24 protein-coding genes and 2 pseudogenes are annotated in these 23,871 nt (G+C 69.3%); 8 read left to right on the forward strand and 18 right to left on the reverse strand.

The features are described from left to right. Nucleotides 1-317 precede the first annotated feature (317 nt). The gene (locus QF037_RS03555) at nt 318-875 is read left to right on the forward strand and encodes a GNAT family N-acetyltransferase (RefSeq protein ID WP_307021684.1); all 558 of its coding nucleotides are present in this window, start codon (nt 318-320) and stop codon (nt 873-875) included. 314 nt (nt 876-1,189) lie between these two features. Here the strand turns inward: QF037_RS03555 and QF037_RS03560 are convergent, their stop codons facing one another. Further along, nucleotides 1,190-1,606, reverse strand: coding sequence for a hypothetical protein (locus QF037_RS03560; RefSeq protein ID WP_307021686.1), 417 nt, complete (start codon nt 1,604-1,606; stop codon nt 1,190-1,192). A 327-nt stretch (nt 1,607-1,933) separates the two neighbouring features. Here QF037_RS03560 and QF037_RS03565 point away from each other — a divergent pair. Continuing rightward, a pseudogene (locus QF037_RS03565) lies at nt 1,934-2,142 on the forward strand (helix-turn-helix domain-containing protein); the annotation flags it as partial. A gap of 21 nt (nt 2,143-2,163) precedes the next feature. On the opposite strand, the gene QF037_RS03570 reads toward QF037_RS03565, so the two are convergent. Further along, the gene (locus QF037_RS03570) at nt 2,164-2,574 is read right to left on the reverse strand and encodes an RICIN domain-containing protein (RefSeq protein WP_307021688.1); all 411 of its coding nucleotides are present in this window, start codon (nt 2,572-2,574) and stop codon (nt 2,164-2,166) included. A gap of 533 nt (nt 2,575-3,107) precedes the next feature. On the opposite strand from QF037_RS03570, the gene QF037_RS03580 reads away from it, so the two are divergent. From QF037_RS03580 to QF037_RS03590, 3 genes are all read left to right on the forward strand, one after another. Then, on the forward strand, nt 3,108-3,386 hold the full coding sequence (locus QF037_RS03580) for a hypothetical protein (RefSeq protein ID WP_373463659.1): 279 nt from the start codon (nt 3,108-3,110) through the stop codon (nt 3,384-3,386). A gap of 631 nt (nt 3,387-4,017) precedes the next feature. Continuing rightward, entirely contained in the window at nt 4,018-4,209 is a 192-nt protein-coding gene (locus QF037_RS03585) for a hypothetical protein (RefSeq protein ID WP_307021690.1), read from the forward strand. 40 nt (nt 4,210-4,249) lie between these two features. Further along, nucleotides 4,250-4,384 carry a hypothetical protein gene (locus QF037_RS03590; RefSeq protein ID WP_307021692.1) on the forward strand — a complete coding sequence of 45 codons (135 nt, stop codon included), beginning with the start codon at nt 4,250-4,252 and terminating at the stop codon, nt 4,382-4,384. Nucleotides 4,385-4,402: 18 nt separating this feature from the next. Here the strand turns inward: QF037_RS03590 and QF037_RS03595 are convergent. From QF037_RS03595 to QF037_RS03620, 6 genes and pseudogenes are all read right to left on the reverse strand, one after another. Beyond that, nucleotides 4,403-4,624 (reverse strand): annotated as a pseudogene (locus tag QF037_RS03595) (transposase); the annotation flags it as partial. Nucleotides 4,625-4,671: 47 nt separating this feature from the next. Continuing rightward, nucleotides 4,672-5,112, reverse strand: a complete 441-nt coding sequence (locus tag QF037_RS03600; RefSeq protein WP_307021694.1) for a DUF7144 family membrane protein — start codon at nt 5,110-5,112, stop codon at nt 4,672-4,674. A gap of 30 nt (nt 5,113-5,142) precedes the next feature. Next, nucleotides 5,143-5,607 (reverse strand): SHOCT domain-containing protein, encoded by a 465-nt coding sequence (locus QF037_RS03605; RefSeq protein WP_307021695.1) that lies wholly within the window; start codon nt 5,605-5,607, stop codon nt 5,143-5,145. A 49-nt stretch (nt 5,608-5,656) separates the two neighbouring features. Then, a complete protein-coding gene (locus QF037_RS03610; protein WP_307021697.1) occupies nt 5,657-5,998 on the reverse strand; it encodes a hypothetical protein in 342 nt (113 codons plus the stop codon). 402 nt (nt 5,999-6,400) lie between these two features. Further along, nucleotides 6,401-7,759: a hypothetical protein gene (locus tag QF037_RS03615; protein ID WP_307021703.1), complete on the reverse strand. Its 1,359-nt coding sequence runs from the start codon at nt 7,757-7,759 to the stop codon at nt 6,401-6,403. Between the two features lie 123 nt (nt 7,760-7,882). Further along, entirely contained in the window at nt 7,883-8,542 is a 660-nt protein-coding gene (locus QF037_RS03620; RefSeq protein ID WP_307021705.1) for an HdeD family acid-resistance protein, read from the reverse strand. Between the two features lie 419 nt (nt 8,543-8,961). Between QF037_RS03620 and QF037_RS03625 the strand changes: the two genes are divergently transcribed. Beyond that, nucleotides 8,962-9,087: a hypothetical protein gene (locus QF037_RS03625; protein WP_307021707.1), complete on the forward strand. Its 126-nt coding sequence runs from the start codon at nt 8,962-8,964 to the stop codon at nt 9,085-9,087. A gap of 19 nt (nt 9,088-9,106) precedes the next feature. On the opposite strand, the gene QF037_RS03630 is transcribed toward QF037_RS03625, so the two are convergent. The 4 genes from QF037_RS03630 to QF037_RS03645 all read right to left on the reverse strand — a co-directional run bounded on the left by QF037_RS03630 (nt 9,107) and on the right by QF037_RS03645 (nt 13,463). Continuing rightward, nucleotides 9,107-9,304, reverse strand: coding sequence for a hypothetical protein (locus tag QF037_RS03630; RefSeq protein ID WP_307021709.1), 198 nt, complete (start codon nt 9,302-9,304; stop codon nt 9,107-9,109). A 127-nt stretch (nt 9,305-9,431) separates the two neighbouring features. Further along, a complete protein-coding gene (locus QF037_RS03635; protein WP_307036965.1) occupies nt 9,432-9,950 on the reverse strand; it encodes a hypothetical protein in 519 nt (172 codons plus the stop codon). A gap of 27 nt (nt 9,951-9,977) precedes the next feature. Further along, a complete protein-coding gene (locus tag QF037_RS03640; protein WP_307021712.1) occupies nt 9,978-11,606 on the reverse strand; it encodes an MFS transporter in 1,629 nt (542 codons plus the stop codon). 36 nt (nt 11,607-11,642) lie between these two features. Next, nucleotides 11,643-13,463, reverse strand: coding sequence for a glycoside hydrolase family 15 protein (locus QF037_RS03645; protein WP_307021713.1), 1,821 nt, complete (start codon nt 13,461-13,463; stop codon nt 11,643-11,645). A 248-nt stretch (nt 13,464-13,711) separates the two neighbouring features. Here QF037_RS03645 and QF037_RS03650 point away from each other — a divergent pair, with 248 nt between their 5' ends. After that, nucleotides 13,712-15,781 (forward strand): SpoIIE family protein phosphatase, encoded by a 2,070-nt coding sequence (locus tag QF037_RS03650; RefSeq protein ID WP_307021715.1) that lies wholly within the window; start codon nt 13,712-13,714, stop codon nt 15,779-15,781. A gap of 4 nt (nt 15,782-15,785) precedes the next feature. Here the strand turns inward: QF037_RS03650 and QF037_RS03655 are convergent, their stop codons facing one another. The 5 genes from QF037_RS03655 to QF037_RS03675 all read right to left on the reverse strand — a co-directional run bounded on the left by QF037_RS03655 (nt 15,786) and on the right by QF037_RS03675 (nt 21,750). Then, nucleotides 15,786-18,467 (reverse strand): LuxR C-terminal-related transcriptional regulator, encoded by a 2,682-nt coding sequence (locus QF037_RS03655; protein WP_307021719.1) that lies wholly within the window; start codon nt 18,465-18,467, stop codon nt 15,786-15,788. A gap of 72 nt (nt 18,468-18,539) precedes the next feature. Continuing rightward, the gene (locus QF037_RS03660) at nt 18,540-19,385 is read right to left on the reverse strand and encodes a class II glutamine amidotransferase (protein WP_307021721.1); all 846 of its coding nucleotides are present in this window, start codon (nt 19,383-19,385) and stop codon (nt 18,540-18,542) included. Nucleotides 19,386-19,530: 145 nt separating this feature from the next. Then, nucleotides 19,531-19,887 carry a carboxymuconolactone decarboxylase family protein gene (locus QF037_RS03665; protein WP_307021723.1) on the reverse strand — a complete coding sequence of 119 codons (357 nt, stop codon included), beginning with the start codon at nt 19,885-19,887 and terminating at the stop codon, nt 19,531-19,533. Between the two features lie 209 nt (nt 19,888-20,096). After that, entirely contained in the window at nt 20,097-20,900 is an 804-nt protein-coding gene (locus tag QF037_RS03670) for a hypothetical protein (RefSeq protein ID WP_307021725.1), read from the reverse strand. A gap of 37 nt (nt 20,901-20,937) precedes the next feature. Then, nucleotides 20,938-21,750: an NAD(P)H-binding protein gene (locus QF037_RS03675; RefSeq protein WP_307021727.1), complete on the reverse strand. Its 813-nt coding sequence runs from the start codon at nt 21,748-21,750 to the stop codon at nt 20,938-20,940. Nucleotides 21,751-21,835: 85 nt separating this feature from the next. Between QF037_RS03675 and QF037_RS03680 the strand changes: the two genes are divergently transcribed. Beyond that, nucleotides 21,836-22,249 carry a winged helix-turn-helix transcriptional regulator gene (locus QF037_RS03680; protein WP_307021729.1) on the forward strand — a complete coding sequence of 138 codons (414 nt, stop codon included), beginning with the start codon at nt 21,836-21,838 and terminating at the stop codon, nt 22,247-22,249. A 526-nt stretch (nt 22,250-22,775) separates the two neighbouring features. Here the strand turns inward: QF037_RS03680 and QF037_RS03685 are convergent. Further along, nucleotides 22,776-23,819: an NAD(P)-dependent alcohol dehydrogenase gene (locus QF037_RS03685; RefSeq protein WP_307021730.1), complete on the reverse strand. Its 1,044-nt coding sequence runs from the start codon at nt 23,817-23,819 to the stop codon at nt 22,776-22,778. Between the last annotated feature and the right edge of the window lie 52 nt (nt 23,820-23,871).

A 23,871-nucleotide genomic window follows, 5' to 3' on the forward strand; every position in this document is an offset into this window, starting at 1 on the left:
GGGCGTGGGCAGAGTGGCCGGCTCGGCTGTCGGCGCGTCGAGTGCCTGGCGAGCTGTTGCGACGCGTTCGTGCAGACGTCGGGTGCAGCGGCTTGTTCCTGTGGCTGGGGGTTGCTGCTTCGAGTTCGCGGGCTTCGCCGAGGGCGTTGATGACGATGCCGATGAGAGGTTGAGCCAGGCTGACGGCCTTCGAAAGGAGATACCTCGCTGCGGCGGGTAAAGCAGGGGCACGGTCATCGGGTGAGCCTGGCGCCCCGAATAGGATCAGCGGCGATGGGGCAGTCTGACTGCCGGGAGCCATGGGCGAGGGGAATGGTATGGGGCAGGTGTTCTTCCGCAAGCTGAGCCGGTGGCAGGCTGACGGTGACCGGGAAAAGCTGGCGGACCTGTACGTGGCTGCCTACGAGGAACCCCCGGGTGAGGAGTACCGCAATCGCGAACGGTTCCTGGCCAGACTCGCGGAGGATGTCCAACGTCAGGGCTTCGGCATGGTGGCGGCTGACGATGAGGAAGGCGATGACGACGAACCCGCGGGGGTGACGTATGGCTATCCGCTGCACCGTGACGGCTCGTGGTGGCGGGGATTCGTCGGCGTCGTTCCCGACGCGGTCGAGGAACTCACCGCCTCCGGCAAGGCGTTCGTCATAGCCGAGCTGATGGTGCTGCCGGAGCACCGTCGCCGCGGGATCGGCGGTCGCCTTCAGGAACTGCTGCTCTCCGCCAGCCACGCGGAACTGGCGGTCATCCTGGTCGACCCCGCCAACACGGTGGCGCAGGCCGCCCTTCGGGCATGGGGTTGGGATGGGCTCGGCGAACTCCGCCCTGGCACCGGGGATTCCGTACGTCACGTGCTCACCAGGGCTCTGCCGGGCTGAGCACCAGAGGCGTGCCGGGGCACATCCAGCTCTTTCGCCGGCTGGCCTGTGTACAGGCTCCCTCTCACAAACACTGCGCTCCATAGGTGCGTGGATCGTGGCGCCGGGCACGAGCTGGAGTAGGGGGCGGCAACACAATGGCCGAGGAATGTCGGCGGTCCGGCACGTTCACCGGACCGCGCAATGTTCATGACGCGGGCGATCAGACGGCGGATGTCGGCGCTGTTGCCGGCGCCATACTCATGCCAACTTCTCGGACACGGTGGCCGTGGTCTCGATCCGTCTGTGGCTCCGCAGGAAGTGAAACGCCCCGCTCAGAGGTCTGATGCATCCGGGTAGTGACGACGTAGCTCGGTGACTATGCGCTCGTCGAGAGCCCGGACGTCCCACAACGAGCTGTCTACTTCGGTCAGGACGACCTCCGCCTTGTCCCCAGCGAACCCGCGTGCTTCGGCGTCGATCAACTGAAGGAACGGGGTCGTCAGCGACAACAGCGTCAACGTGTCCATGCCGCCGATGGCAGACAGTCTCTCCAGCTCGGCACAGCGAGGATCGACGATCTCGTCGAATTCGACGCGCCATGTCAGGTCCAGGCCGAAGCTGCCGAGGCGAACCAGGAGTTCAGCCAGGGTCACGTAGTGCTTTCCCTGCCAGGCGGGGAACGTGATCCCCTTCATCCCCGCCTCTGCTTCAGCCGTATCGCGTGACAAGCGGCCCCCTTCGTTCAGCATCGCACACCAAGGCACGGCCCTGCCCGGCTCACACCACCCATCGGACAGCTCCTAGCGGCCCGACAGGCCCTGGACGAACTGCATCACCGACACGAGCGCCAACCGACAGGGTAGCCAGGCGAGTTGACCACGGTGTGGGAACAGATCCACGAAGTCCTTGTCGGCGAAGAGCGGCCCGATCACTGCCCCTCACCCGGCAGACGTGGACAGCGGCACCCCGATCACCCCACGCTCGCGCCCTCACGCCGTTCCCGGCCATCATCCCGCCCCGCAAGGTCATTTTGCGACCACGACCGAATTCGCCAACGGTGTCCCCAGCGGGACACCATCCACGAGCACGACGCGACGGGGCCGCGCGATCTGTGGTCTCCCTGCGCATCTGGCTCGCTCGCCACGGCCAGTAGGACGCGGCGGCGGCCGACTTCGGTGTCCAGCGCCACACCTTGTGCTACCTCATCCGCTGCGTCGAAACCCTCCTGAGCCGCTCTTTGGACGACCCGCAGGTCCGGGTGGAACTGTGGCCGGCGGTGAGAGCACAGCTGTGGTCTGAGGGCGGATCAGCTCCACTGCTGGTCCTGGTTGAGGGTGCAGGTCCACAGGATCGGCTGGACGCCGCTGGCAGTTTGGGAGTTGGGAACGGCGAGGCACCAGTCGCCGTACGGGTGACGCAGGCGGCCAATACTGTCGTAGATCCAGAGGAATTCGGAGCCGGAACCGCAGGAGTACTGGAAGGTCGCGATGCGGTCGGCGTTGCCGGCGCCGAGGCATCTGCCGGTTGCCTTGTTGACAAGCCAGACCTCATTGTCCCCCTGGTCCTTGTCACGCAGCTCCCAGCGCTGATCGTCGTTGTCGTTGCACGTCCACTGGACGGCCGCGACGCCGAAGCTGTCGTCGGAACCGGGAATGGCCAGGCACTTGAGGGTCTTGTCGTTGCGCAGCTCCACGTACGTGGCGGCCTGCGAGTACACAGGTTGTTGCCTCTTCGTCTCCTCAAGTCGGTTTCCATGGCCCGGGACCGGATCGCCCGTTCGACCAGGAGCAGGGCTGGCCGCAGGCACTTGTCGTGGGCCAGGCGCTGGGGCAGGCAGGGTAACAGGGCATGCAGACCGCGCTTCCCGAACTCATCGGCCCCCTACGGCATTTGGTGTTGGCTCCTGCAGTCCGTCAGGCGTGTGCGTCGAGGCGGCACACTGATCTCGCTGAGTCAGGTGTCATAGCGCTCAGGCTTGGGAGTGCGCGCGACGAAGCGAGTGGCAGCGTCCTGGGCGGCGGGCCGGCCGTTGATAACGACACCGGCGATGGGCATCTCGACGTCGTGACTCCGGGCCAGATCCAGGATGGCTTGGGTGGACTTGACGCCCTCGACTGTCTAGCCGGTGGCAGTGGCGGCTTCGGCGGCGGTCGTGCCGCGGCCGAGGTGGGCGCCGAAGGTGCGGTTGCGGGAGAGCGGGGAAGAGTGAGCACCGGATTCATCCGCGAACCCAGGGGCACATTGAATTCCATGACGACTGGGGCGAAGTCCTACTACTACCCCACCGACGCCGCCGGCAACGTCCTGGGCCCGGTCGACGACGCGGGCAAGCGCACCCGCATCTGCGCCTACGACCCCAAACTCGGCCGCTTCACCCAGCCCGCCCCGTCGGGACAGGAGACCAACCCCCACCTGTACGCGGGCAGCGTCTTCATCAGCAACAGAGACCCCACCGGGCTGCTGTCGCTGCGGATCAGGGCACGACGTGACAGGCCTCAACCCCGGCTCTCCTACCTGGAGTTGAGATGAGGGAAACGGGAACCAGTGTCGCTGCCGTTATCACCGGGGGCGGTCCTTGGAGCAGTTGGGTTTTCGGAGTCGTGGTGGTCCTCGTGTTCGTCGTCTGTGCGGTCGTCTGGCGGAGCCGCAGCAGGTAAGAGAGACCGGACATCACGAGCTGGCACCAGGGAAGTGACCATGAGGAATGTGTCTTCTCGCAAAGTGGCGGGGGCTGCCAAACTCCTCAACGTTGTCTTCACCGTCGCAGTCGCCACTCTTCTTCGCGTCAATCGGCCATTACCTTGCTCTCCTCGCCATTCGCTTGCGGCAGCGGCTGAGAAAGGAACTGGAGCGCGATGCGACGTAGGAGGACGTCGATGGATGATGCGATTAGGGGAACGCGGAATTTTGCCGCGATTGCGCTCCTGGGAGGACTCTTCGCGTGCATGGCAGGGGTTGTCACCGGTGACACGGTGCCGATCGTGCTCGGAGCAGTTGGCGCAGCATGCGGCGCGGTTCTGGCGGTCTTTGCCTTCCTCGCCCACCGCAAGACCCGCTCCTGAACCCCAAGGGGGCCGGAGCCTGTCGGACTGTTCGTCGCGGCCGTCATCTTCGTCGGCATCATGTACGCCAAACGTCGTTGCTGAATAGGAGAACGGACATGACCGCTGTCGTGGGTACTCTCATCGCTCTCTTCGGACTGGCCACGGCATTCAAGGGACCGCGTATGGCATCCACGCTCAGCGGCCGGTCCAACGGGCGATTCGAAACGTCCAACGCGCTCGCCTTTCGCCTGATCGGGACGGTCCTGGCCGTCCTCGGGCTGCTTTATGCGACCGGCGTGGTGGGTTGAGGATCACAAGGAGAAATTTCGTCGCAGGACGGGAGGTTGCATGACCAGCGCGACAACTGAACTGATGGCTCGCGGCGCCTCCGGACCGGCGCTTCCCACCTGGTTGTGGATTGTCATCGTGATTTCTTTCATCGGGCTGGCCGCCTACGGAATTTCTCGAAAGAGGCAGGGATGATATGTGGAATATCGTTCCGCACCGTTCGGCGGCCTGGTCGAGCAGGGCGGTGCCAGGGGTGTTGTCGTGGGCGGATGCAGCCGGCACCACGACACCAATGACCGGTCCCAGGACGTCCACGGCCAGTCCGCGCTTGCGCCCCGACGCCTTCTTGCCAGCGTGCCGCCCCGTCGTGGTCTTCGGGGCACCCGCGGCCGCGCGCACGGACTGGGTATCGAAGATCACGAGAGGCGGGTCCTCTCATCACCGGGCTTTCACCGACCAGGACGGCAGTTCGGCAGCTCGTCCTATAGTGGGCGATCCTCTGACAGGTCGTAGAGGTTGCCGCGCTGGACCACGCACAGCGCCCAGATGATGAAGGCCGAGATGGCGATCATCACGACCGACCACACCGGGTAGTACGGAAGGGAGAGGAAGTTGGCGATGATGACGAGTCCGGCGATGGCCACGCCGAGGACGCGGGCCCAGGTCGCGGTCCGCAGCAGCCCGATGCTGACGAGCACGGCCACCACGCCCAGAGCGAGGTGGATCCAGCCCCAGCCGGTCAGGTCGAACTCGAACACGTAATTGCGCGTGGTGAGGAAGATGTCGTCCTCGGCGATGGCCATGATGCCCCGGAAGAGGTCGAGCAGGCCGACGAGGAAAAGCATCACGGCCGCGAAGGCTGTCAGGCCGGTTGCCCATTCCTGCTTCGCCGTGCGTGCCGGCCGGGTGTGTGTGGCGGTCATCTTGAGCCTCGTTTCGTGTGATCCGGATGCTCAGGGATGGGCGGTCCGGGAGGTGGAGCCCGCGGGTTCCGTCGGGCCGTGGCCGGCGAGGACCAGTTCCTTCGCCCTGCGGAACTCCTCGTCCGTGATGTCGCCGTGGGAGCGGATCTCGGACAGCCTGGCGAGTTCGTCGACGCTGCTGGTCCGGCCGCCGGCCGAGGTCTGCCTGATGTAGCTGTTGAACTCCTCCTGCTGCGCACGCGCTTGCGCCACCTCGCGGCGGCCCATGTTCTTGCCGCGGGCGATCACGTAGATGAAGACGCCCAGGAAGGGCAGCAGGATGGTGAGCACCAGCCATCCGGCCTTCGCCCAGCCGCTCATGGTGTCGTCACGGAAGATGTCGGTGATGATCCGGAAGAGCAGGACGAACCACATGATCCACAGGAAGAACAGGAGCATGCTCCAGAAAACGCTCAGCAGGGGATAGTCGTACGCCAGGTACGTCTGCGCGCTCATGTCTCTCCTCCGTCCCGGGCGTCCGCCCGGCCGCCGTTGCCTGCTGTGTTCAGCGTGCGCAGGACAAGGACCGCTGCGCCTCACCCGACGCGGGTGAGCCTGCGGCAGCTCCGCAGCCCCGGTTGACGCGCTCCGGGGGCCCGGTCAGGGGGCGACGTGCCCACCGCCGCGGGGTGCGCAGGCCCAGGGGGCCGAACTCGTCCGGGCTGCGCTCCATCGCTGCGGGCACCAGAATGCGGGCGCCCCGGCTCAGCACGACCGTACCGGTGTCGGCCAGGAGCGCTCCCGGCACCAGGCTCCACCGGCCGATCCGGCCGCACAGCAGCAAATGCTGGGACCACCACAACAGGGTCGCCGAGAGGGACAGCACCATGCCGGTGACGGCAGGCACCGGGGTACGCGGCAGGTGCCAGCACCGCTCGCACACTGCCTGAAGCGCTCGGCTGAACGCCGTGGTCGACACCGGCGTTCACCGGGGTACGCGGCAGGTGCCAGCACCGCTCGCACACTGCCTGAAGCGCTCGGCTGAACGCCGTGGTCGACACCGGCGTCACCATGACACCCGCGCCTCCGGTGGTCTTCCGTGTGGTGCCAGTCGTGGAGAGACATCTCGCAGTTCGTCGAGGGTGTCGCCCCGCACTCCCAGAACCGCCCGCAGAGAGTCTGCAGTCGTTCGCTCCCGGCTAGTCCTCCACGACATCGAGTGCCGACAGACCGGCCAGCAGCCGAGCCGCGGCCCGCGCGACCGTGCGGCCGCGGGTTGTCTGCCCGGGCCCCGGTTTCCGATCATGGCTCACGGGGCCGCCCGTTCCGCCGCCTGGTCCCCCGCATGACCGGCCGGTCCGGCGGCCGCCGCGAGGATTGCCAGGATGAGCAGGACGGCCAGGCCGATGCCGAGAACGAGCACCACTCCCCCGACCGTGGGGTGGTTCCAGAGCACCAGGGCGAGCGCTCCGGCCGCGATGACGGCACCGGTGGTCCATGCCCGGTTGTCTGTCAGCCAGCGGCCGGTGGCCCCGGTGCGCAGTCCGGCGTGGCGCAGCCCCCGGCCGGCGGCCGCCGTTCCCCGGTCCGTCACCGTGCGGAGGGCGCGGGCGGGGCGTCCGGGACCGTACAGATAGGCGGCCAGCGCCGTAATCACTGCCAGGACCAGCAGGGTGCGCGCGCTGTCGCGCAGGAAGCGGACGAACGTGTCGTAGATCGCCGCGGCCGCGTCGGTGGGGAGTGCCGTGGGCGGGACCGAGTCCAGGTAGACCCTTCTGGCGACGACGAGCGCGACGAGCAGCACCCCCATCATCACGCCCGCACCGATCGCGGTGATCATCACCATCACCCGGTGTGCCGGATTGGTCCAGACGGCGAGCGCGGCGAGCGCGAGGGTCAGGACGGGCAGCCAGGTACCGAGGATGTCCAGCAGCCGCATGGTGTCCTGTGCTTTGCCCAGTTCCTCGGCCTGGAAGAGCGTGATGGTCCGGTCCGTGTCCGGGATGGCGGCTGCCTTGTCGAAGCCCGCGTCGACGAGCCGCTCCCGTACTTCGTTGATGACCTCTCCCACGTCCAGTTGGACCGTGTCGCCCTCGGCGCGCACGGCACCTTCGCGTTGGCCGGTGAGCATGTTCACCACCGCGGTGTGCGAGCGCCAGTTGGCGCCCTCCCGCGCCTGCTGGAAGGCGTCGCCGGTGATCACGCGGGTGATGGTGCGGTCGACGACGCTTCTGACCGCGCTGCGCAGCGGCCCTTCGAGGGATTCTGCGCCCGCCACGACGCGCGGTGACGCTCCGGACTGCTGGAGCGCCTTGCTGAGCGAGTCCGTCACCGCCGCGACGTCGACGTTGTCGACGACGCGGTTCGTGAGCTTGTTGATCACGACCTCCTGCACGGCCGGCTCGGACGCCAGCGGAGCGACGGTCTCGACGTACCGGTCGGTGTCGGAGACCGTGTCCTGGACCCAGGCCGCGGCGACGGCCAGGGGCGCGAGCAGCAGGGCCAGCAGGAGCAGGACCGCGGAGCCGACCTGGCGCAACCGCCGGTGGCGTGTCGCCGCGTGCCGGCGCAGTCGCTCGTATTCCGCTCGTTCCTCGGTGCTCATGACCTGTTCCTGGTGGGAGGCTCCGCCGGGATCCGGCGGGTCCGGGGTGGCGGCCGGGTTCATGGATGCTCCCTTTCCGTGGGTGCGCCGCCCCGGCCGCGACCGTCGCCGCTCGGGGTGACACAGCGGGAAAGACCGTGCGGGGCCGGTGCGTCTGTCACGCCCGCCGGAGCGGCGGGCAAGGTGTCAGGCGCTCCCGGCGGGGGCGCGCGGTCCTGCCGCCGAGGTCTTTGCGAGCGCGGCCCGCCACGCGAAAGCGACCAGCGCCTCGGCGAGGCCGAGCAGGACGAGCCACAGGCCGAGCAGCCGCGTCAGGGCGCGGGCCGACTCGGCAGGCAGGGCGAGCACCACGATCCCCGCGACGATCCCGAGCACCCCGACGAGCATGACGACGCCACGGTGCGGCAGGTCCTGGACGGCCACGGCCGTGTAGAGGGTGAGGATGCCGGACACGAGCCAGACACCCCCGGTGATCAATGACAGCGCGGCGATCGTCTGCAGCGGGTTCCGCAGGCACAGCACCCCGGCAAGGACGTACAGCACGGCCAGGAGCAGGCCCGGCAGCCGTTCGTCCGTCGCCCGCGCGAAGACGCCCACGAACCGGAACGCCCCGGTCACCAACAGGTACAGGCCGATGAGGACCGCCAGGACGTGCAGGGTCGCGTCCGGCCAGACGAGTATCAGCAGGCCCGGCACCAATGTCGCCAGGGCCGCGCCCAAGATCCAGGTCCAGGAACGGCCGAGCCGCCCGAGTACGTCCGCGGAGTCGCCCATCGGATCGGGGGCCGCGCCGTCGGGCCTGTGTTCCTGCCGGGCGTGTGATGCCGGGCCATGCGGCATGGACATGGCTCCTCCTCACGTGATCAGCCGTCGCCTCCGCGAGCTGACGAGGCGGGGGGAGGGCAGTGTGCGTGCGCCTGACCGCTTCAGGGTCAGGCTGCTGCTCGGTGACCGGCTCACCCACCACGGGTGAGCCATCGACGCCGCCACGGCGGTGAGGTGGAGGACCCCGGCGCCCGGCCAACACCTTCTGGCCGGCCTGAACGGCCCGAGCCCGGCCCGGACGGACCGCGCCCGGGCCGGGCCGGCCGCGTCGGCGGCTCCGCCCTCGCCGGTAGGCGGCGATCGTCGCCGTCGCCCGCACCGTTTTCCTCGCGGTCGGCTTGGTCGACCGCGAACTACCTCCCGCCTCCGGACGAGCACCGTACGGCTGGAGCGTCGGCTCTGCTCCTGGGCGGCCTGCTGACGGTGCTGCTGGTATTCGCGTGAGAGGTGCGGGCCATCGCGCGCTCACCGAGTTCCCCCAGTCCTACGGCGACCAGAACGAGCGTGACTTCACGGCGCTGAAAGCCGCCCACAACGGCGGCCGGATCAAGGCGGCGCGGCTCTGAGGACGGCGCCCCGGCCCCGTCACTCCGGCAGTGGGCGCATCTCCAATACCCGCAGTCCCAGTGACTGGCAGCGGGCCAGCAGCCCGTACAGGTGCGCTTCGTCCACGACCGGTCCGAACAGGATGGTCTGGCCGGACATCACCACATGACCAAGTTCCGGAAACGCCTTGGCCATCGTTTCCGACAGGTGTCCCTCGACTCGGATCTCGTAGCGCACGAACGGTCCTTCCTGGACTGTCTCGAACAGCTGGACGGCGCCCCTTCCCTACCGATCGTCGGCCTATGTGCTGCTTGGGGCCTCACCCGGTACAGGTGAGCGTCGCCCGGCGACCGGAAGCCGGGGCTCAATGCTTCAGAAAGATCTTGAAGGAAATGATCAGCAGACCGAGCAGCAGGTTGACCGATGCCGTGACGACCATGAGCCGGGGCGAAGCGCCGACGCGGCGTGCCGCAGCCACGGACCAGCCCACCTGGCCGGCCACAGCGACACAGAGAGCCAGCCAGAGGGAACCTCGCACGTCCAGACCGAAGAGCGGACCGGCAAGCACCGCGGCGGCCGGCGGGATGGCCGCCTTGACGATCGGCCACTCCTCACAACACACGTTCCATACGACCCGACGGTCCGGAGCCTGTTGCGCCAGGCGCGCCCCGAAGAGCTGGGCATGCACGTGCCCGATCCAGAACACCACGCCGGTGAGCAGCAGCAACAACACCAACTCGGCGCGGGGGAACGAGCCCAGGGAACCGGCGCCGACCACCACGGAGGCCGCCAGCATGGATCCGTAGACGCCACCCGTGTAGTCCGCGCGAGCCCGGCGCTCAGCACGGTGCTCCCGCCGGGCCGGGCCGGTCGTGACTCTCATCCTGGACACCGGTGACTCCCTCCGGACTCAGCGCGTCTCTCCGGCCGCACCGGCCGGAACATCGGTGTCCGGCTGCCGCTGACGGCTTTGCCGGGCGGTCGGCAGGTTCGGCGTGACCAGGAGACTGGCGAGAGCGATCCCACCGGTGGCCAGGACCGCCGCCTTCAGGCCGTCCAGCTGCGCGGAGGCGTAGGAGTCCGCGACGGCGTCAACCTGGGACGGCGGCAGCCCGGCACGCTCGGCCGCCGAACGCACCTGATCGGTGGGGACGAAGGTGACCCCGGCCTCAAGAGCGACACCGACCTCGTCACGGGTCTGTTCGGACAGCCGCGGATCATCCGTCACCTGCGAGGTGAAGGCCTGCGCCAGCGCACCGATCAGGATCGACCCGATGAGCGCGGTGCCCAGCGCGGAACCCAGATTCTGTGCCGTGAACTGGAGCCCTCCCGCCTCACTGCGTTCCTCCTCGCCGACGCCCGACTGGACGACGTTGCCCAGTTGTGAGGCGAGCAGGCCCACGCCCACGCCCAGCAGGGCCATCGCTCCGGCGAACTGCCCGTCGTCGATGACCGGGTCGATGGTGGCCAGCAGCCACACGATGGCCGCCGTCAGGGTCGCCAGCGCCAGCCGGACCACCCGGCGCGCGCCCCACACCCGGCCCAGCGAGGACGCCGACAGGGAGGTCACCAGCATGGTGGCGGACACCGGGAGCAGACGCAGCCCCGTCTCGAACGCGTCGAACCCCTGCACCACCTGCAAGTACAGCGGGATCGTGAAGAACAGCCCCAGCAGGATGAGGTTCTGGCTCAGCAGGGTCATCAGCCCGGACCGCAACACGGGCCTGCCCAGCAGGGAAAGATGCATAAGGGGGTCGGCCCCGTGCAGCTCCCGCCGCCGCTCCCACCACCGGAAGACGGCCAGGACGGCCACTCCCAGGCCGACGACGAACAGCGTCGGGGCGAAACCGAGGACGGTGAAGGGCGGGTTGCGCGGCTGCACCCATCCCCAGGTGCTGCTCTGCAGGACCCCGAGCACACCCAGCCCCAGCCCGGTCGCGGAGAGCATCGCCCCGACCCAGTCCATCCGGGGGCGCGGCCCGGTCGGGGCGGAAGGCGCGATCACCCCGCGGCACAGCAGGACGGCCACGACGACCACGACCTCGCCGGCGAAGACCAGCCGCCAGGTGAGGTACGTCGTCACCCAGCCGCCCAGGAGCGGACCGACCGCGATCCCGGCGCCGGCGAGCCCGCCGATGACCGCGTAGGCGATGGCCCGGTCCCGCCCGCGGTACGACTCCGCGACGAGGGCGGCCATGGCCGGCAGCACCATGGCCGCCCCGAGCCCCTCGATCACCGACCAGCCCAGCGTGAGCACCCACAGCGTGGGCGCCACCGCGGTCAGAGCCGACCCCACACCGTAGACGGCCAGCCCCGCAAGGAACATGCGGCGGCGCCCCAGGATGTCCCCGAACCTGCCACCGATGATCATGAACGCGGCCATGACCAGCGCGTACAGGGTGATGACGGCCTGGATGGCGGTGACCTCTGTGTCGAAGTCCTCGACCAACTGGCTGATGGACACGTTCATGACGGAGGTGTCCAGAACCATCAGGAACTGGGCCGTACCGAGGACGATCAGAGCCCGCCAGTGCTTCACGCTGTCCACCTCGCCGGGTAGGTCCCAAGTGATGCTTCAGCGAGCGGTGTCCATCTGCTCGTCGAGGGAGAGAGCGGCCGTGATCAGCGCGAGATGAGTGAAAGCCTGCGGGAAGTTGCCAAGTTGCTCTCCCGTGGGACCTATTTCCTCCGCGAACAGACCGCCGTGATTGGCGTACGTGAGCATCTTGTCGAAGGCGTACCGGGCCTGCCCGAGCCGTCCCGCCCGCGCGAGCGCGTCCACGTGCAGGAAGCTGCACAGCGAGAACGTGCCCTCGCTGCCGCGCAGGCCGTCCGGGGACGCCTCGGGGTCGTAGCGGTAGACGAGGCTGTCGGAGACGAGTTCCTGGCCCATCGCGTCCAAAGTGGACAGCCAGCGCGGATCGTCCGGCGCGATGAATCCGACGGAGGGCATGAGCAGCAGGGACGCGTCGAGGGTGACGTCGTCGTAGTGCTGGACGAAGGCCTGGCGCCCGGGGCTCCAGCCCCGCTCCATCACCTGGCGCAGGATGTCGTCCCGTGCCGCGCTCCATCCCGCGATGTCTGCGGGACGGGCGAAGTCGCGGGCCATCCGGATGCCCCGGTCGAAGGCCGCCCAGCACATCAGCCGGCTGTAGGTGAAGTCCTTCTGCCCGCCCCGCGTCTCCCAGATTCCCTCGTCGGGCCGGTCCCACGCTTTGACCAGCCAGTCGAGCACCCCGGCAAGGGACTGCCAGCCGTCGTACGGTGGGATCTCGGCGGCGTCCTCGACCGCCTGGGACAGGGCGAGGGCCGCCTCTCCGTAGATGTCGAGCTGGAGCTGGCTCGCCGCGCCGTTGCCCAAGCGCACCGGTGCGGATCCTTGGTAGCCCTCCAGGTGGTCGAGGACCTCTTCCGGCAGGTTCGGGTCGCCGTCGATCCGGTACATGATCTGCAGGGGTTCACCACTGACCGTACTGTTCGCCTTCAGCCGGTCACCCAGCCAGCGGCGGAAGGCGTGCGCCTCCTCGCGATAGCCGAGCCCGAGCAGCGCACCGACCGACATCGAGCCGTCCCGGACCCACGTGTAGCGGTAGTCCCAGTTGCGTCCGCCGCCGATCTGCTCCGGCAGCCCCATAGTGGGGGCCGCGACGGGCGCTCCGGTGGGCGCGTAGGTGAGCAGCTTGAGCGTGATGGCCGCGCGGTTCACCATGTCCTGCCAGCGTCCCCGGTACCGGCTGCGGCGGACCCACGCGTGCCAGAAGTCCCGGGTCTGCTCGAACAGCGTCACCACGTCCGCCCGGCTCAGCGGTGGCTGCGGGGCATCGGGCGAGTCCTCGATCGTCAGGACGACGGCGGCGAAGTCGTCCGGCCCCAGGAATACTTCGCCCCGGGCGTCATCGCCCTCCCCGGTCCATATCACCGGGCCGACCGTCTGCAGCGTGGCCCGGACGGCGCGCCCGTCGAAACGGACGGCGTCCTCGGCGAGATCGAGCCGGTGGCCGGCACGGCCGTAGTCGAAGCGAGGGCGGCACTGAAGGGTGAAGCGGACCCGGCCGCGCGTCACGCGCAGCATGCGGACCAGCCGATGCCGCCCCGCCGCCCGCTCCGGGTTCTCCACCGGCATGAAGTCGACCACCTCACCCACGCCTTCCTCCGCGAGGAAGCGCGTCACCAGCACAGCGGTGTCCTGCAGGTACAACTGGATCGGAGGCCGTGGAGTGTCGGCCCAGATGCTGAAGTGGCCGCCGCGGTCGTGGTCGAGCAGCGAGGCGAACACGCTGGGCGAGTCGAACCTGGGCGCGCACAGCCAGTCGACCGTGCCGTCGGAGGAGACCAGTGCGGCGGTCTGCAAGTCACCGACCATCCCGTGATCGGCGATCGGAGGATAGCGTCGCATGATCGGTGCTCCTTCCGGCGCCACGTCCCGGTCGCCATGGAGCGCCCGGTGTATGCCCACCATGGCCACGTCGGACCGTGTCGGCCTCCCCCGCTGCGGGTGAGTCCTCCCGAGGACTGCCGCCCTCCGGCCACGGCTCGCGCCCGCGGATGCAGCGGCCCGGTGTGCGGAGGACGCTGGAAGGACGTCTGGGCGCGCGGCGGTGGTGCGCCGGGGCGAGCGCGGGACGGTATCGGGAGGCGATCTTCATGGCACACGACGCGGCCGGCCGGGTGGCGGGCGAGACGGCCCTCGCGATGCTGGACGCGTTGTTCGAGCAGTCACCGATCGGGCTGCATCTGCTGGACACCACGTTGCGGGTGATACGGGTCAACACCGCGACCCCCGCCATGCGGTCTCTGGCCACGGACGAGCTGACAGGACGCCCGGCCCGCGAGGTCTACGACATGGTCGATGCCGATGTCGAGGCACTTCTGAACGAGGTCCTGGACACCGGCGTGCCGGTGCTGGGACGCATCGTCCGTGCCCGCGTCGATGGGGATCCGCGGAACTACGAGGTGACCGCGCAACGCCTGCACAGTGCTCGCGGACAGGTGCTCGGTGTGGCGGTCGCCGTGGTCGACGTCACCGAACGCGAGCGGGCCCGGGCCCGTGCCGACGTGCTCGACGCCGTACGAAGGGGCGTGGGCCTCACACTCGATCCCACGGTGACCGGGGACGAGTTCGTGACCGCCGTGGTCCCCGCTTTCGCTGATGTCGCGGTCGTGGAGGTAGTGGACGCCGTGATCCGCGGCAACGACCCGCCACTGGCCCCACCACCGCCGGGCACACCCCTGATGCGCACCGCCTTCCGCAGCAGCCGCACGCACCCACCCCAAGCCCCTTTGGTGGGGAACGTATCCGGCCTGCCCATCCCCACGCCCTTCACCCAGGCCCTCGCCGACCTGCGTCCCGGCGTGGTCCCCCTGGATGCCGCCGCCCCGTGGCTCTCCGTCGATCCCGCGCGTGCGGAGACGATCCGCTCGACGCAGGCCCACTCCCTCCTCGTCGTCCCCCTGGCGCTGCGCGACGCGGCCCTCGGCCTGGTCAGTCTGTATCGCGCCGGACAGTCTCCCGCCTTCGACGCCGGCGACCAGGAACTGGCGGTCGAACTGGCCGCCCACACGGCCCTCTGCATCGACAACGCGCGCCGCTACGCACGCGAGCACACCGTCGCGGCAACGGTGCAGCGGCAGTTGTTGCCCCGCCGCCCGGAAACCCACGCCTGGCTCGAGGCCGCCTACCTCTCCCTCACGGGCGAAAACCCCGGCGCCTGGTACGACACGATCGCCCTCTCCAGCGCCCGCACCGCCCTGGTCGTCGGCAACGTGTCCGGACGCGGACTCAACGCCGCCGCGACCATGGGCCAGTTGCGCACCGCCGTACGCTCGTTGGCGGCGTTCGACCTGCCCCCCGAGGAGCTCATGGAACGGATGCACGCCACCGCCGGTCAGCTGGCCGCCGAACGCGCCAACCTCCCCCTTGCGGATCCGCTGCGCCGCGAAGCACTCACCGCCGACTGCGTGTACGCGGTCCACGACCCCCTCACCGGCACCTGTACCCTGGCCGCGGCCGGCGGTCTCACCCCGCTCGTCGTGCGCCCCGACGCCACCGTCGCCGTCCCCGCCACAACGGCCGGGCCTCGCCTGGGCACAGCGCAGGAGGCGCCCTTCGCGGCCGGCGAGGTGGAAGTGCCGGACGGCAGCGTGCTGGTCTTCACCAGTGATCCGGTTCTCACGTCGTACCTGGCAGAAGTCGCAGGGCCGCTCCCCTTGACGCCCTACCTCCGCGATCGCACGCTCCAGGACCTGTGCGACGCACTCGTGTACGCGCTTCCGACGGACTTGGGCATCGGCGATGCGGCCGTGCTCCTCGCGCGCACCCGGTCGTTTCCACCCGACCGATGCGCTGTGTGGCAGCTCGACCCGGATCCCGCGGCCGTCGCCGTCGCCCGACGCCGTACCCGCGAACGGCTCGCCGCGTGGGACGTGGACGACGAGACTGCGGACGACACGCAGCTCATCATCAGCGAACTCGTCACCAATGCCGTGCGGTACGGCAGCCCTCCCATCGAGCTCCGCCTGATCCATGACCGCAGCCTGACGTGCGAGGTACGGGACGCCGGCTCGGCCTCCCCCCACCTGCGGCACGCCGGCGCAGCGGAGGAGGGCGGACGCGGCCTGTTCATCGCCGCCCGGCTCGCCCAGGCGTGGGGCACGCGGTACACGGCTCAGGGCAAAACGATCTGGACTGAGCAGACGCTGCCGCCCGCTCCCTGAAGGGTCACAAGAGGCGCAGCTCGCGTGCGCGGCGCACCGCGTCGCCTCGCCGGTTCACCGCAAGCTTCCGGAACACGCTCTTGAGGTGGGTCTTCACCGTGTTCACCGACACGTACAGATCAGCGGCGATCTCCTCCGTCGACATCATCCCGGCCAGCCGCTCCAGGACATCCCGCTCGCGTCCGCTCAGCTCCGCCGCGACGAGCGGCGAGGACGGCGACTCCGCGCCGGACCGCCCGCCCCTTCGCGCGGGGGCCGGACCGGGCGTGAGCCAGCCCACTGCCAGCTCATGCAGAGAGGCCGTCGCCAGAAGAGGCCGGATCCACGCTCCGGCATCGAGGAACGGACGCCTCAGCCGCTCACGCCGGGCGTCGAGGAGCGCCTGGGCCAGGAGTCTGCGGACGGTGGCGGTGTCTCCCGCCCACTCCGCGGCCTGAGCCCTCACCAGCGCCGCCCGCACCGTCACCGCAGGACCTGTCCCGCCCTGGCTGCGGATGCTGTCGAGCAGGTCGACGGCCGCCTCGCAACGCCCTGCGGCGAGCTGGAGCCCCGCGGCCTCCACGGCGCACGCCGGCTGGTCGCCGGACACCTGCTCGAGGACCGCGCTGGCTTCGTCCGGCCGTCCTTCGGCCAGGTGGGCGGCGGAGACGACGAGTACTTCATGGCTTGCCGCCCAGGGTGATGCCACGGCGGTGGAGACGGCCGGGTTCGCCGCCTCGACGGCAGCTCGCACCTTGCCCCGGACCAGCAGCAGACGAGCGGTGACGAGCGCCTGTCCCCCCGTCAGCACCGGATCACGCGCTCCCGAGGGGAGGTCCACCTCGTCGAGAAGGGCTTGGGCCCGGGCCAATTCATGGCGCTCGACGGCCACGGCGGCCAGGACCAGCCGTTCGATGCCGGAGCCGGACGACTGGGGCAGGCCGATCCGCTCCGCCTCGGACATCGCCGCCAGGGCCTTGCGTTCCGCCCGGCCGAGCCAGCCGTTCAGGTAGTCCAGCAGGGCCAGGTGCCCCATCGACTCTTTCCGGGGCAGCACGGTGCAGGCTCCGTCGTCGGTACCGGCCACGACGGTCAGGGCAGCGCGCGCGTCATCGAAACGTCCGGCCCACAGGCGCACCGAGCCCAGATGGGTCAGCAGCAGAGCGTGGAGTTCGGGATGCTTGTCCAAGAGGTGCCCGGGGACTTCCCGCAGCAGCTCGTCGGCCGCCGCGGCGGCCTTCTCGGCCTGCGGAGGACACCCGGCGAACCGGGCCGCCAAAGCCTCCAGCAGCGCGCAGCTCAGCCGGGCGGCCGCGAGGCTGCCCGGGTCGTCGGCCAGGTGCTCCTCAGCGCGGCGCAGGCGGGCCAGACCGCGGTCGAGGTCACGCCGGGACAGGTCGTGCGCCGCGCGTACGAGGTCCGTCGCAGGACTCCTGGCCTCGGGCCCCATGAAGGAGAACAACTGGGTCAGGTCATCCGAGCGCAGACCGGTGAAGAGCTGCCCGATCGCCAGGTCGTCGATCAGCGCACCGGCGGCGAAATTCCAGTCTCCCGCGGCGGCGCCGTGGGCGAGTGTCTCCGTCAGGAAGCCGTGCCGGCGCAGCCACCGCGCGCCCCGCCGGTGCAGTTCCGGCTCCACCCCGGGCAGGCGCACCCGCAGGTGGGCCCGGAGTATCTCCCCGAACAGCGGGTGCAGTTGGTACCACGTATGCCCGAGGTGCTCGACGAAAGCGTTGTCGCGATGCAGCCCGGCGAGGATGGGCTCGGCATCGGCACGGAGGGTCAGCGCGTTGGCCAGGTCCGGGCAGAAACGCTCCAGGACGCTCACCCGCAGCAGAAGGTCCTGTGTCTCGTCCGGCTGTCCCTTGAGAACCTCGGCCAGCAGGAAATCCGCGACCGTACTGCGGTCCGCTTCGAACTCCTTCAGGTAGAGCTCCGGGTCGGCGCTCTCCCGAGCAGCCAGAGCGGACAGGCGCAAGCCGGCGGCCCAGCCCCGGAGTCGGTCCACCAGGGCACCCGCGGCGTGGAGCGGAAGGCGCAGACCGTGCAGCTCCAGCAGTGCGACGGCCTCCTCGGCCGTGAAGGCCAGCTCAGCGCCGCGGATCTCCGTCAGCTCGCCGGCCGCGCGGTAACGGTGCAGCGGAAGCAGCGGCTCGGTGCGGGTGACAAGGACGAGATGCAGGCCGCCCCCCGCGTGGTGCAGGACGAACTCCAGCTGCTCCGCAACCTCCGGGGCGGTCACGCGATCGTATTCGTCGAGCACCAGGACCACGGGCCGGTTGCGATCGTTCAGCTCGGCGGCGAGGGCCGCCAGCAGCTTTTGGTCCACCCCAGCCGCGTCCGCGGGGGTCCCGACCGCCTCGGACACCGGTGCACCGCAGGCGCGCAGTGCCTGAAGGACGTAGGCCCAGAAGACCCCCGGACGCCGGTCCCCCACTTCGACAGTGAGCCAGGCGACCGGCGGACGCAATCCGGCAGCCCAGTCGGCGACCAGCAGGGTTTTACCGGCCCCGGCCGCACCGTTGACCAGTGTCAGCGGAGTCCGCAGAGCCTGGTCGAGGTGCTGGAGCAGCCGCTGCCGCCGAAGGAAGGTCACGGGCCTCGCGGGGAGGGCGAACCGGGTACGCAGGAGCGGGTTTCCCAGGGGATCGGCGCACTGAACGGCCGGAACGGTCGGCCCCTGCACGTTGTCGTGGGTCCCGGCCATCAAGCTCACCACCCCTTCCGCCAAGGTCTCGCCACCGGGCCGATGGCCCGTTCACCGGCCTGCTGGTCAGCTTCAGACCGATGCGCCTTGCAGAGAGGGCCGGAAGGCATGGAGCGCGTCTCCACCTGGCTGAATGATGCCGAAACTGCTCTCCGGCACCTCGTTCCAGGCGCCGGAGAGGGCGCCCAGCGGTTCGGAGACGACCAGGCGAGTCTCATCGGAGATGTCCCGCAGGAACGCGGCATCAGGGTGGAGCGCACGCAGGGCGTCCACCTTGGTGCTGAAGTACAACGACCGCGAGCGGCCCTCACTGGAGTAGCGAAAGGCCCATACACGTTCCCCGTCGGCCACCGCGAGGGTCATCTGCAGCGGGTGACGGATGCCGTGCGCGTGCCCCACCTTCTCGACCAGGGCGGCCATACGCGCCACGGCATCGGGAGGGTTCTCCGCCAGGCCGAACGTGAGGGCCAGGAAGAACATCAGCTCGGAGTCGGTGGAACCCTCGATATCGGGATACAGGGCCGGGTCGACGGCCAGCGCGAGATCACGCCGGAGCCGGTCGAACCCGCTGATCGCCCCGTTGTGCATCCACATCCAGCGACCGCTCCGGAAGGGGTGGCAGTTGGTCTGCTGCACGGCAGTCCCGGTCGAGGCCCTGACGTGCGCGAAGAACAGACCCGAGCGAACGTGGTGGGCGACCTCCGACAGATTGCGGTTGCTCCAAGCCGGACCGACATCCCGCAGCACCGCCGGAGTGTCCGTGTCCCGCGCGTACCAGCCGACGCCGAAACCATCGCCGTTGGTCGTCTCCACCCCCATACGGGAGTGCAGGCTCTGGTCGATCAAGGAGTGTTCCGGCTTGAACAGGACTTGGCTGAGAAGGACGGGCGTACCGGAGTAGGCGATCCAGCGGCACATTTCGGCTCCCCCGTTTCTTGTATCGGAGGTATCGAGTGATGGTTCATGCAGCCCGCTCACGGTCGGTGCGGTCGCCGTGCTCCGCTGCCGGTACCCGTTTTGCGACGAGGACGGGTACCAGCCCGAGACAGATCGAGAGAGCAGGTCAGGGCTTGCTCCGGGTCTGGGCTTCCGTCTCGGCCATTGCCTCGGCCTCGGCCTCGGCCAGCGCGATGGTGATGCCGAGTGCCTCGGTGATGTGAGTCGCGGCCGACATGACACGTGCGGTGCCGACGACTGGCGCGATGGCAACGAGAACGTCCTGCAATACCTCGGGGGTCAGGTCGGCCTTGAGGGCAGGGTCGACATACGCGAGGTAGGAGATGGCCGGGGCGTCCATGGCCGCGAGCGCGGCCAGGCGGGTGAGAATGAACGTTTTCTCGTCCAGGCCACATCGCTCGATCGAGTCGACCGTCATGGCAACGAGCGTGTCGAGAACGGGAGTGTCTGACTGCATGGCCATCCCGAGGCCGCCTTCCGGTGGTGTTCGGAGCCGACACACTCCTCGCCCCTCAGCCACGGGCCCCTCCCGCGCCAGCCGTTTACTCATCCACGGTAGGAGCGGCGAGAGCCAACCGCATGTCGGACCGAGCAGGCGATCGAGCCATCCTCCGCCCGGCCACAGCCTCGGAGCTCATTCTCATTCCGCACCTCGTGTGCGGATTCCGCTGGTCAGGTACGGGATCGCAGCTGCCACGGAAGGCTTGCCTCCTTGCCGGTCGCGATGTCGCGGGATGGCGGATGCCGTCGATGTGCGTCGTGTGGGAAACACGTGGGAGCGATGCTCTGGCGTTGATCGGCTGGTCTGCGCAGGCACCGCTGACTTTGTCGGGCGCGCTCCTGCACAGCTGGGAGGACCGCTTCGGCGCCCAGGTCGTCGCGGTGTTCGGCCAGTGGGGCGCATCTCTTGTCGAAGGACAGCACCACGGCCCCGCCGGGTGGGTTGAGGCACACGTCGCAGATGCCGGCAGCTCGCTGCCAGAAGTCCGGCGTGTCCCGACGGGTGAGCCAGCCCCGCGGCCGGTGGGGTTCGAGGTCCAAGTCCGCCAGGATCCGACCGGCCTGGGACGGCGAGATCGCGGCGAAGGCCATCCCCGCCACCTCCACGGCGATCCCGCGATGGGACCAGGACGACTCCGGATGCGCGGGCGCGCCGGTGGCTGCGGCCACCACGCGGACGCGCACCTGGGACCCGTAGGTACGAGGCCCACCCAACCGTTTCGCGTCGTGGAGAGTGGCCAGGCCACCGGAGACGAAGCGGCCCCGCCCCGAGCGCACCGTGTTGACGCTGGCCTTCGGCTCACGTGCGATCGCGGCGTTGGCCAGTCCGTCGGCCGCCGCGAGGACGATCTTCGCCCGCAGTGCCTGCCGCACCTGCGCGGTCACGGACGCTGCCAGCCGTCGCAGACGCGCTCGCACCGGCTCGGCAAGTGCCACCACAACTGCCGCCGGAGCCGCGTTGGTGGCACAAGGCATGGGACTTTCCTGGCCGCCCGGCTCCTTGCCCCGGGGACTACGCAAGGGCCGCTGCGAGCGGGGAACGGGGCTCGCGGCCCAGCAGTTGTCGCAGGTCACCACCGGTGTGGCACATGAATCCGGCAGCGATGGCGGAGTAGGTGCCCACCAGCATCGGCACCTGGAACGGCTCGGCGCCGGAAGCGGAGAGGCGGGAGCGGGCCTGGGCGAGTGTCTCCGGCTCGTAGGCGACGTGCGGCCCGTGGGCGTGCGCCAGATCAGTGCCGCCGATGGCCTGCTCACCGACGAGTTCATAGATGCGCCCCGCATGAGCGGCAGCTTCCACCGTCACTCGTACCGCGGCGTCGGCCAGATCCGCACGTGCCACGGCCGCCAGTCGGCCCTCGCCGAGTGGGGCAGTGATCCGCCCGTCCTCCGACGGCGCCGCCAGCCAGGCCAACAACTCGGCGTAGAGGCCATTGCGCAGGATCGTCCAGCCCATGGTGCTCTGCTGGAGACGACGCTCGGTCCAGCGGTGCGGCAGGGCGTAGGGAAGGTGGTCGCCATCGGCGGTCAAGCTCGTATAGACGACATGTCCCACACCGGCTTCCTGGGCCGCGTCGATAGCCCTGCCGTGCCGGGCCATGACGGTGTCATCCTCGCCGTAGCCTGCCGAGATCATCAGCAGCACGTCCACGCCCTGGAAGCCCGTGATCAGCGTGTCGGGATCGTCGAAGTCGATGCGGCGGACAGGCAGCGGAGCCTCGAATCGCTGAGGTTCGCGCGTTCCGAGGACGGTGTCGTCGCGGTCGGCCAGCCGTTCGGCGATCAGTGCGCCCAGGGCGCCCGTGGCTCCAGTAACCAGGATCATGAAGGTCTTCCCGTTCCGGTAGGTTCTCTGCGGTAACCGGGATCATCCTGCGGGTTTGCGTCAGGGCGCGTAAGGAGGCACTTCAATGTCAGTGGGGCACACGGAGGTAACCACCGAGCCCGTCGTCAGCTGCGGGGACGAGCACGAGGACTGCGGGATCCGCGAGGTGCTCGACCGGATCGGGGACAAATGGTCGGTCCTGGTGGTGGTCGAACTGGCCCAGGGCGTACGCCGTTTCCGGCAGCTGCAACGCGCCGTACCCGGTATCTCACAGCGGATGCTGACGCTCACCGTGCGTCGGCTGGAACGGGACGGGCTTATCACCCGGACCGTGTATCCGACCGTGCCTCCGCAGGTCGAGTACGAGCTCACAGCGATGGGCCACAGCCTCACACATCTGGTGAAAGCCCTCGCCGACTGGTCGTCAGAACACCGTGGCGTCATCTCTCGAGCACGCCAGGAATGGGATGCCGAACATCCCGACTCCGGAATCCGCTGAACAAAAGGCCCCAGTTACCGGCTGAAGAACCGCCTCAACGCCATCGAGCGAGACAACGACGTGGCCTGACCGGCTGCGATCAAGACAACGGGTTCTCTCCCGGCGGGATGAAGGCGTCGGCGCCCTCGGCATCCTCGACATGCCCTGGGCATCGACCGTGATGGCCGTCGCCCGCCCCTGCGACGTGATGAGCCAGGCCAGCACCTCGGGAAGCGGCCCATGGGTAGTCTCTTGAAGCGGGTCTCGGGAATCCGCTGGAACGAACTCCGTGACGCACAGCAGGCGTCGGCTGGAACCATCCCCCTCTGTTGTCCCGCCACCGCCATCAGCGCCAGACCGCGAGGGCATTCGCGTCATGTGACGCGCGGATGGTGAGTCAGCGACCGGGTCACTTCACGATGGGCCGCACGAGCCACCTCGAACTCTTCAGTGTGTTCGTCGAGTTCGCCCTGCTTGTTCGACAACTGCCGTTCCAGCTCACGACAAAGGGCCGACCACGCCGCGCCGAACGACGTAGGGGGGCGCTTCACGACGACGGCCTACAGCGTCGCTCCGCGGGCAGGGAAAGCGCCACCTTGCCCGTGGCGCGGCCCGCGAGAAGGTGTCGGACGGCTGCGGCAGTCTCGGCGAGCGGATAGACGCGGTCCACGACGGGGCTGAGCGTGCCCGCGTCGATGAGAACGGTCAGGTCGCGCAGCCCATCGGCGTGCTCCGAGGAAATGAAGGTGCCCAGACGTTGGCCGGTGAACGGGGAGAGCATCTGCGCGCGGAGCTGCCGGTCGGTGCCGCCGAGCCAGAGGCCGTTCGTCTCGCCGCCGGTGATGACCAGCCTGCCGCGGGGCGTGAGGGCGCGGCGCAGATCCCTCAGACCGCGGTTGCCCGCGATGTCGATGATGGCGTCGTAGCGGCGCGGGCCGGCAAGGAAGTCCTCGCGGGTGTAGTCGATCACGTCGTCGGCGCCCAGCGCCCTTACAGCGTCGAGTTTGGGGGTGCTCGCGACGGCCGTGACCCGGGCGCCGAAGGTGTGGGCGAGTTGGACGGCGAAGGTGCCTACGCCGCCGGCGGCTCCCGTGATCAGGACCTGCTGGCCCTCCTGCACATTGGCCTTGTCGCGAATCGCCTGGAGTGCGGTGAGCGCGCTGACGGGTACCGTCGCCGCTTCCTCGAAGGTGAGTCCGGTCGGTTTGGGCGCGATCCTGTCGGGACGGGTGGCGGCGTACTCGGCGAACGCCGCCACTGCCGTGCCGTAGACCTCATCGCCGGGCGCGAAGGCGGTCACGTCGGTACCGACCGCCTCGACGATCCCGGCGATGTTGCGGCCGGGGTTGGGGAGCTTCGGCCTGCGCAGCCCGCTCACGGGCCGGATCGCGTACGGCAGACCGGCCATCATGTGCCAGGTGCCCCGGTCCACGCTGGATGCGCGTACACGGACCAACACCTCGGCCCGCCCGATGCTGGGCCTGGGCAGCCGCGCCGTGCGCAGTACGGCTTCCGGCTCGGCACCGTAACGCTCCTGTACGACGGCCGCCATCATGTTGGTCGCACTGCTGGTTGCGATCGGCTCGCTCATCGTCACTGCTTCCCGTTGAGTCTTCCGCGCGTTCACGGCGCAGTCAGACTTA

This window comes from Streptomyces canus (genome assembly GCF_030815415.1).
Taxonomy (GTDB): Bacteria; Actinomycetota; Actinomycetes; order Streptomycetales; family Streptomycetaceae; genus Streptomyces; species Streptomyces canus_F.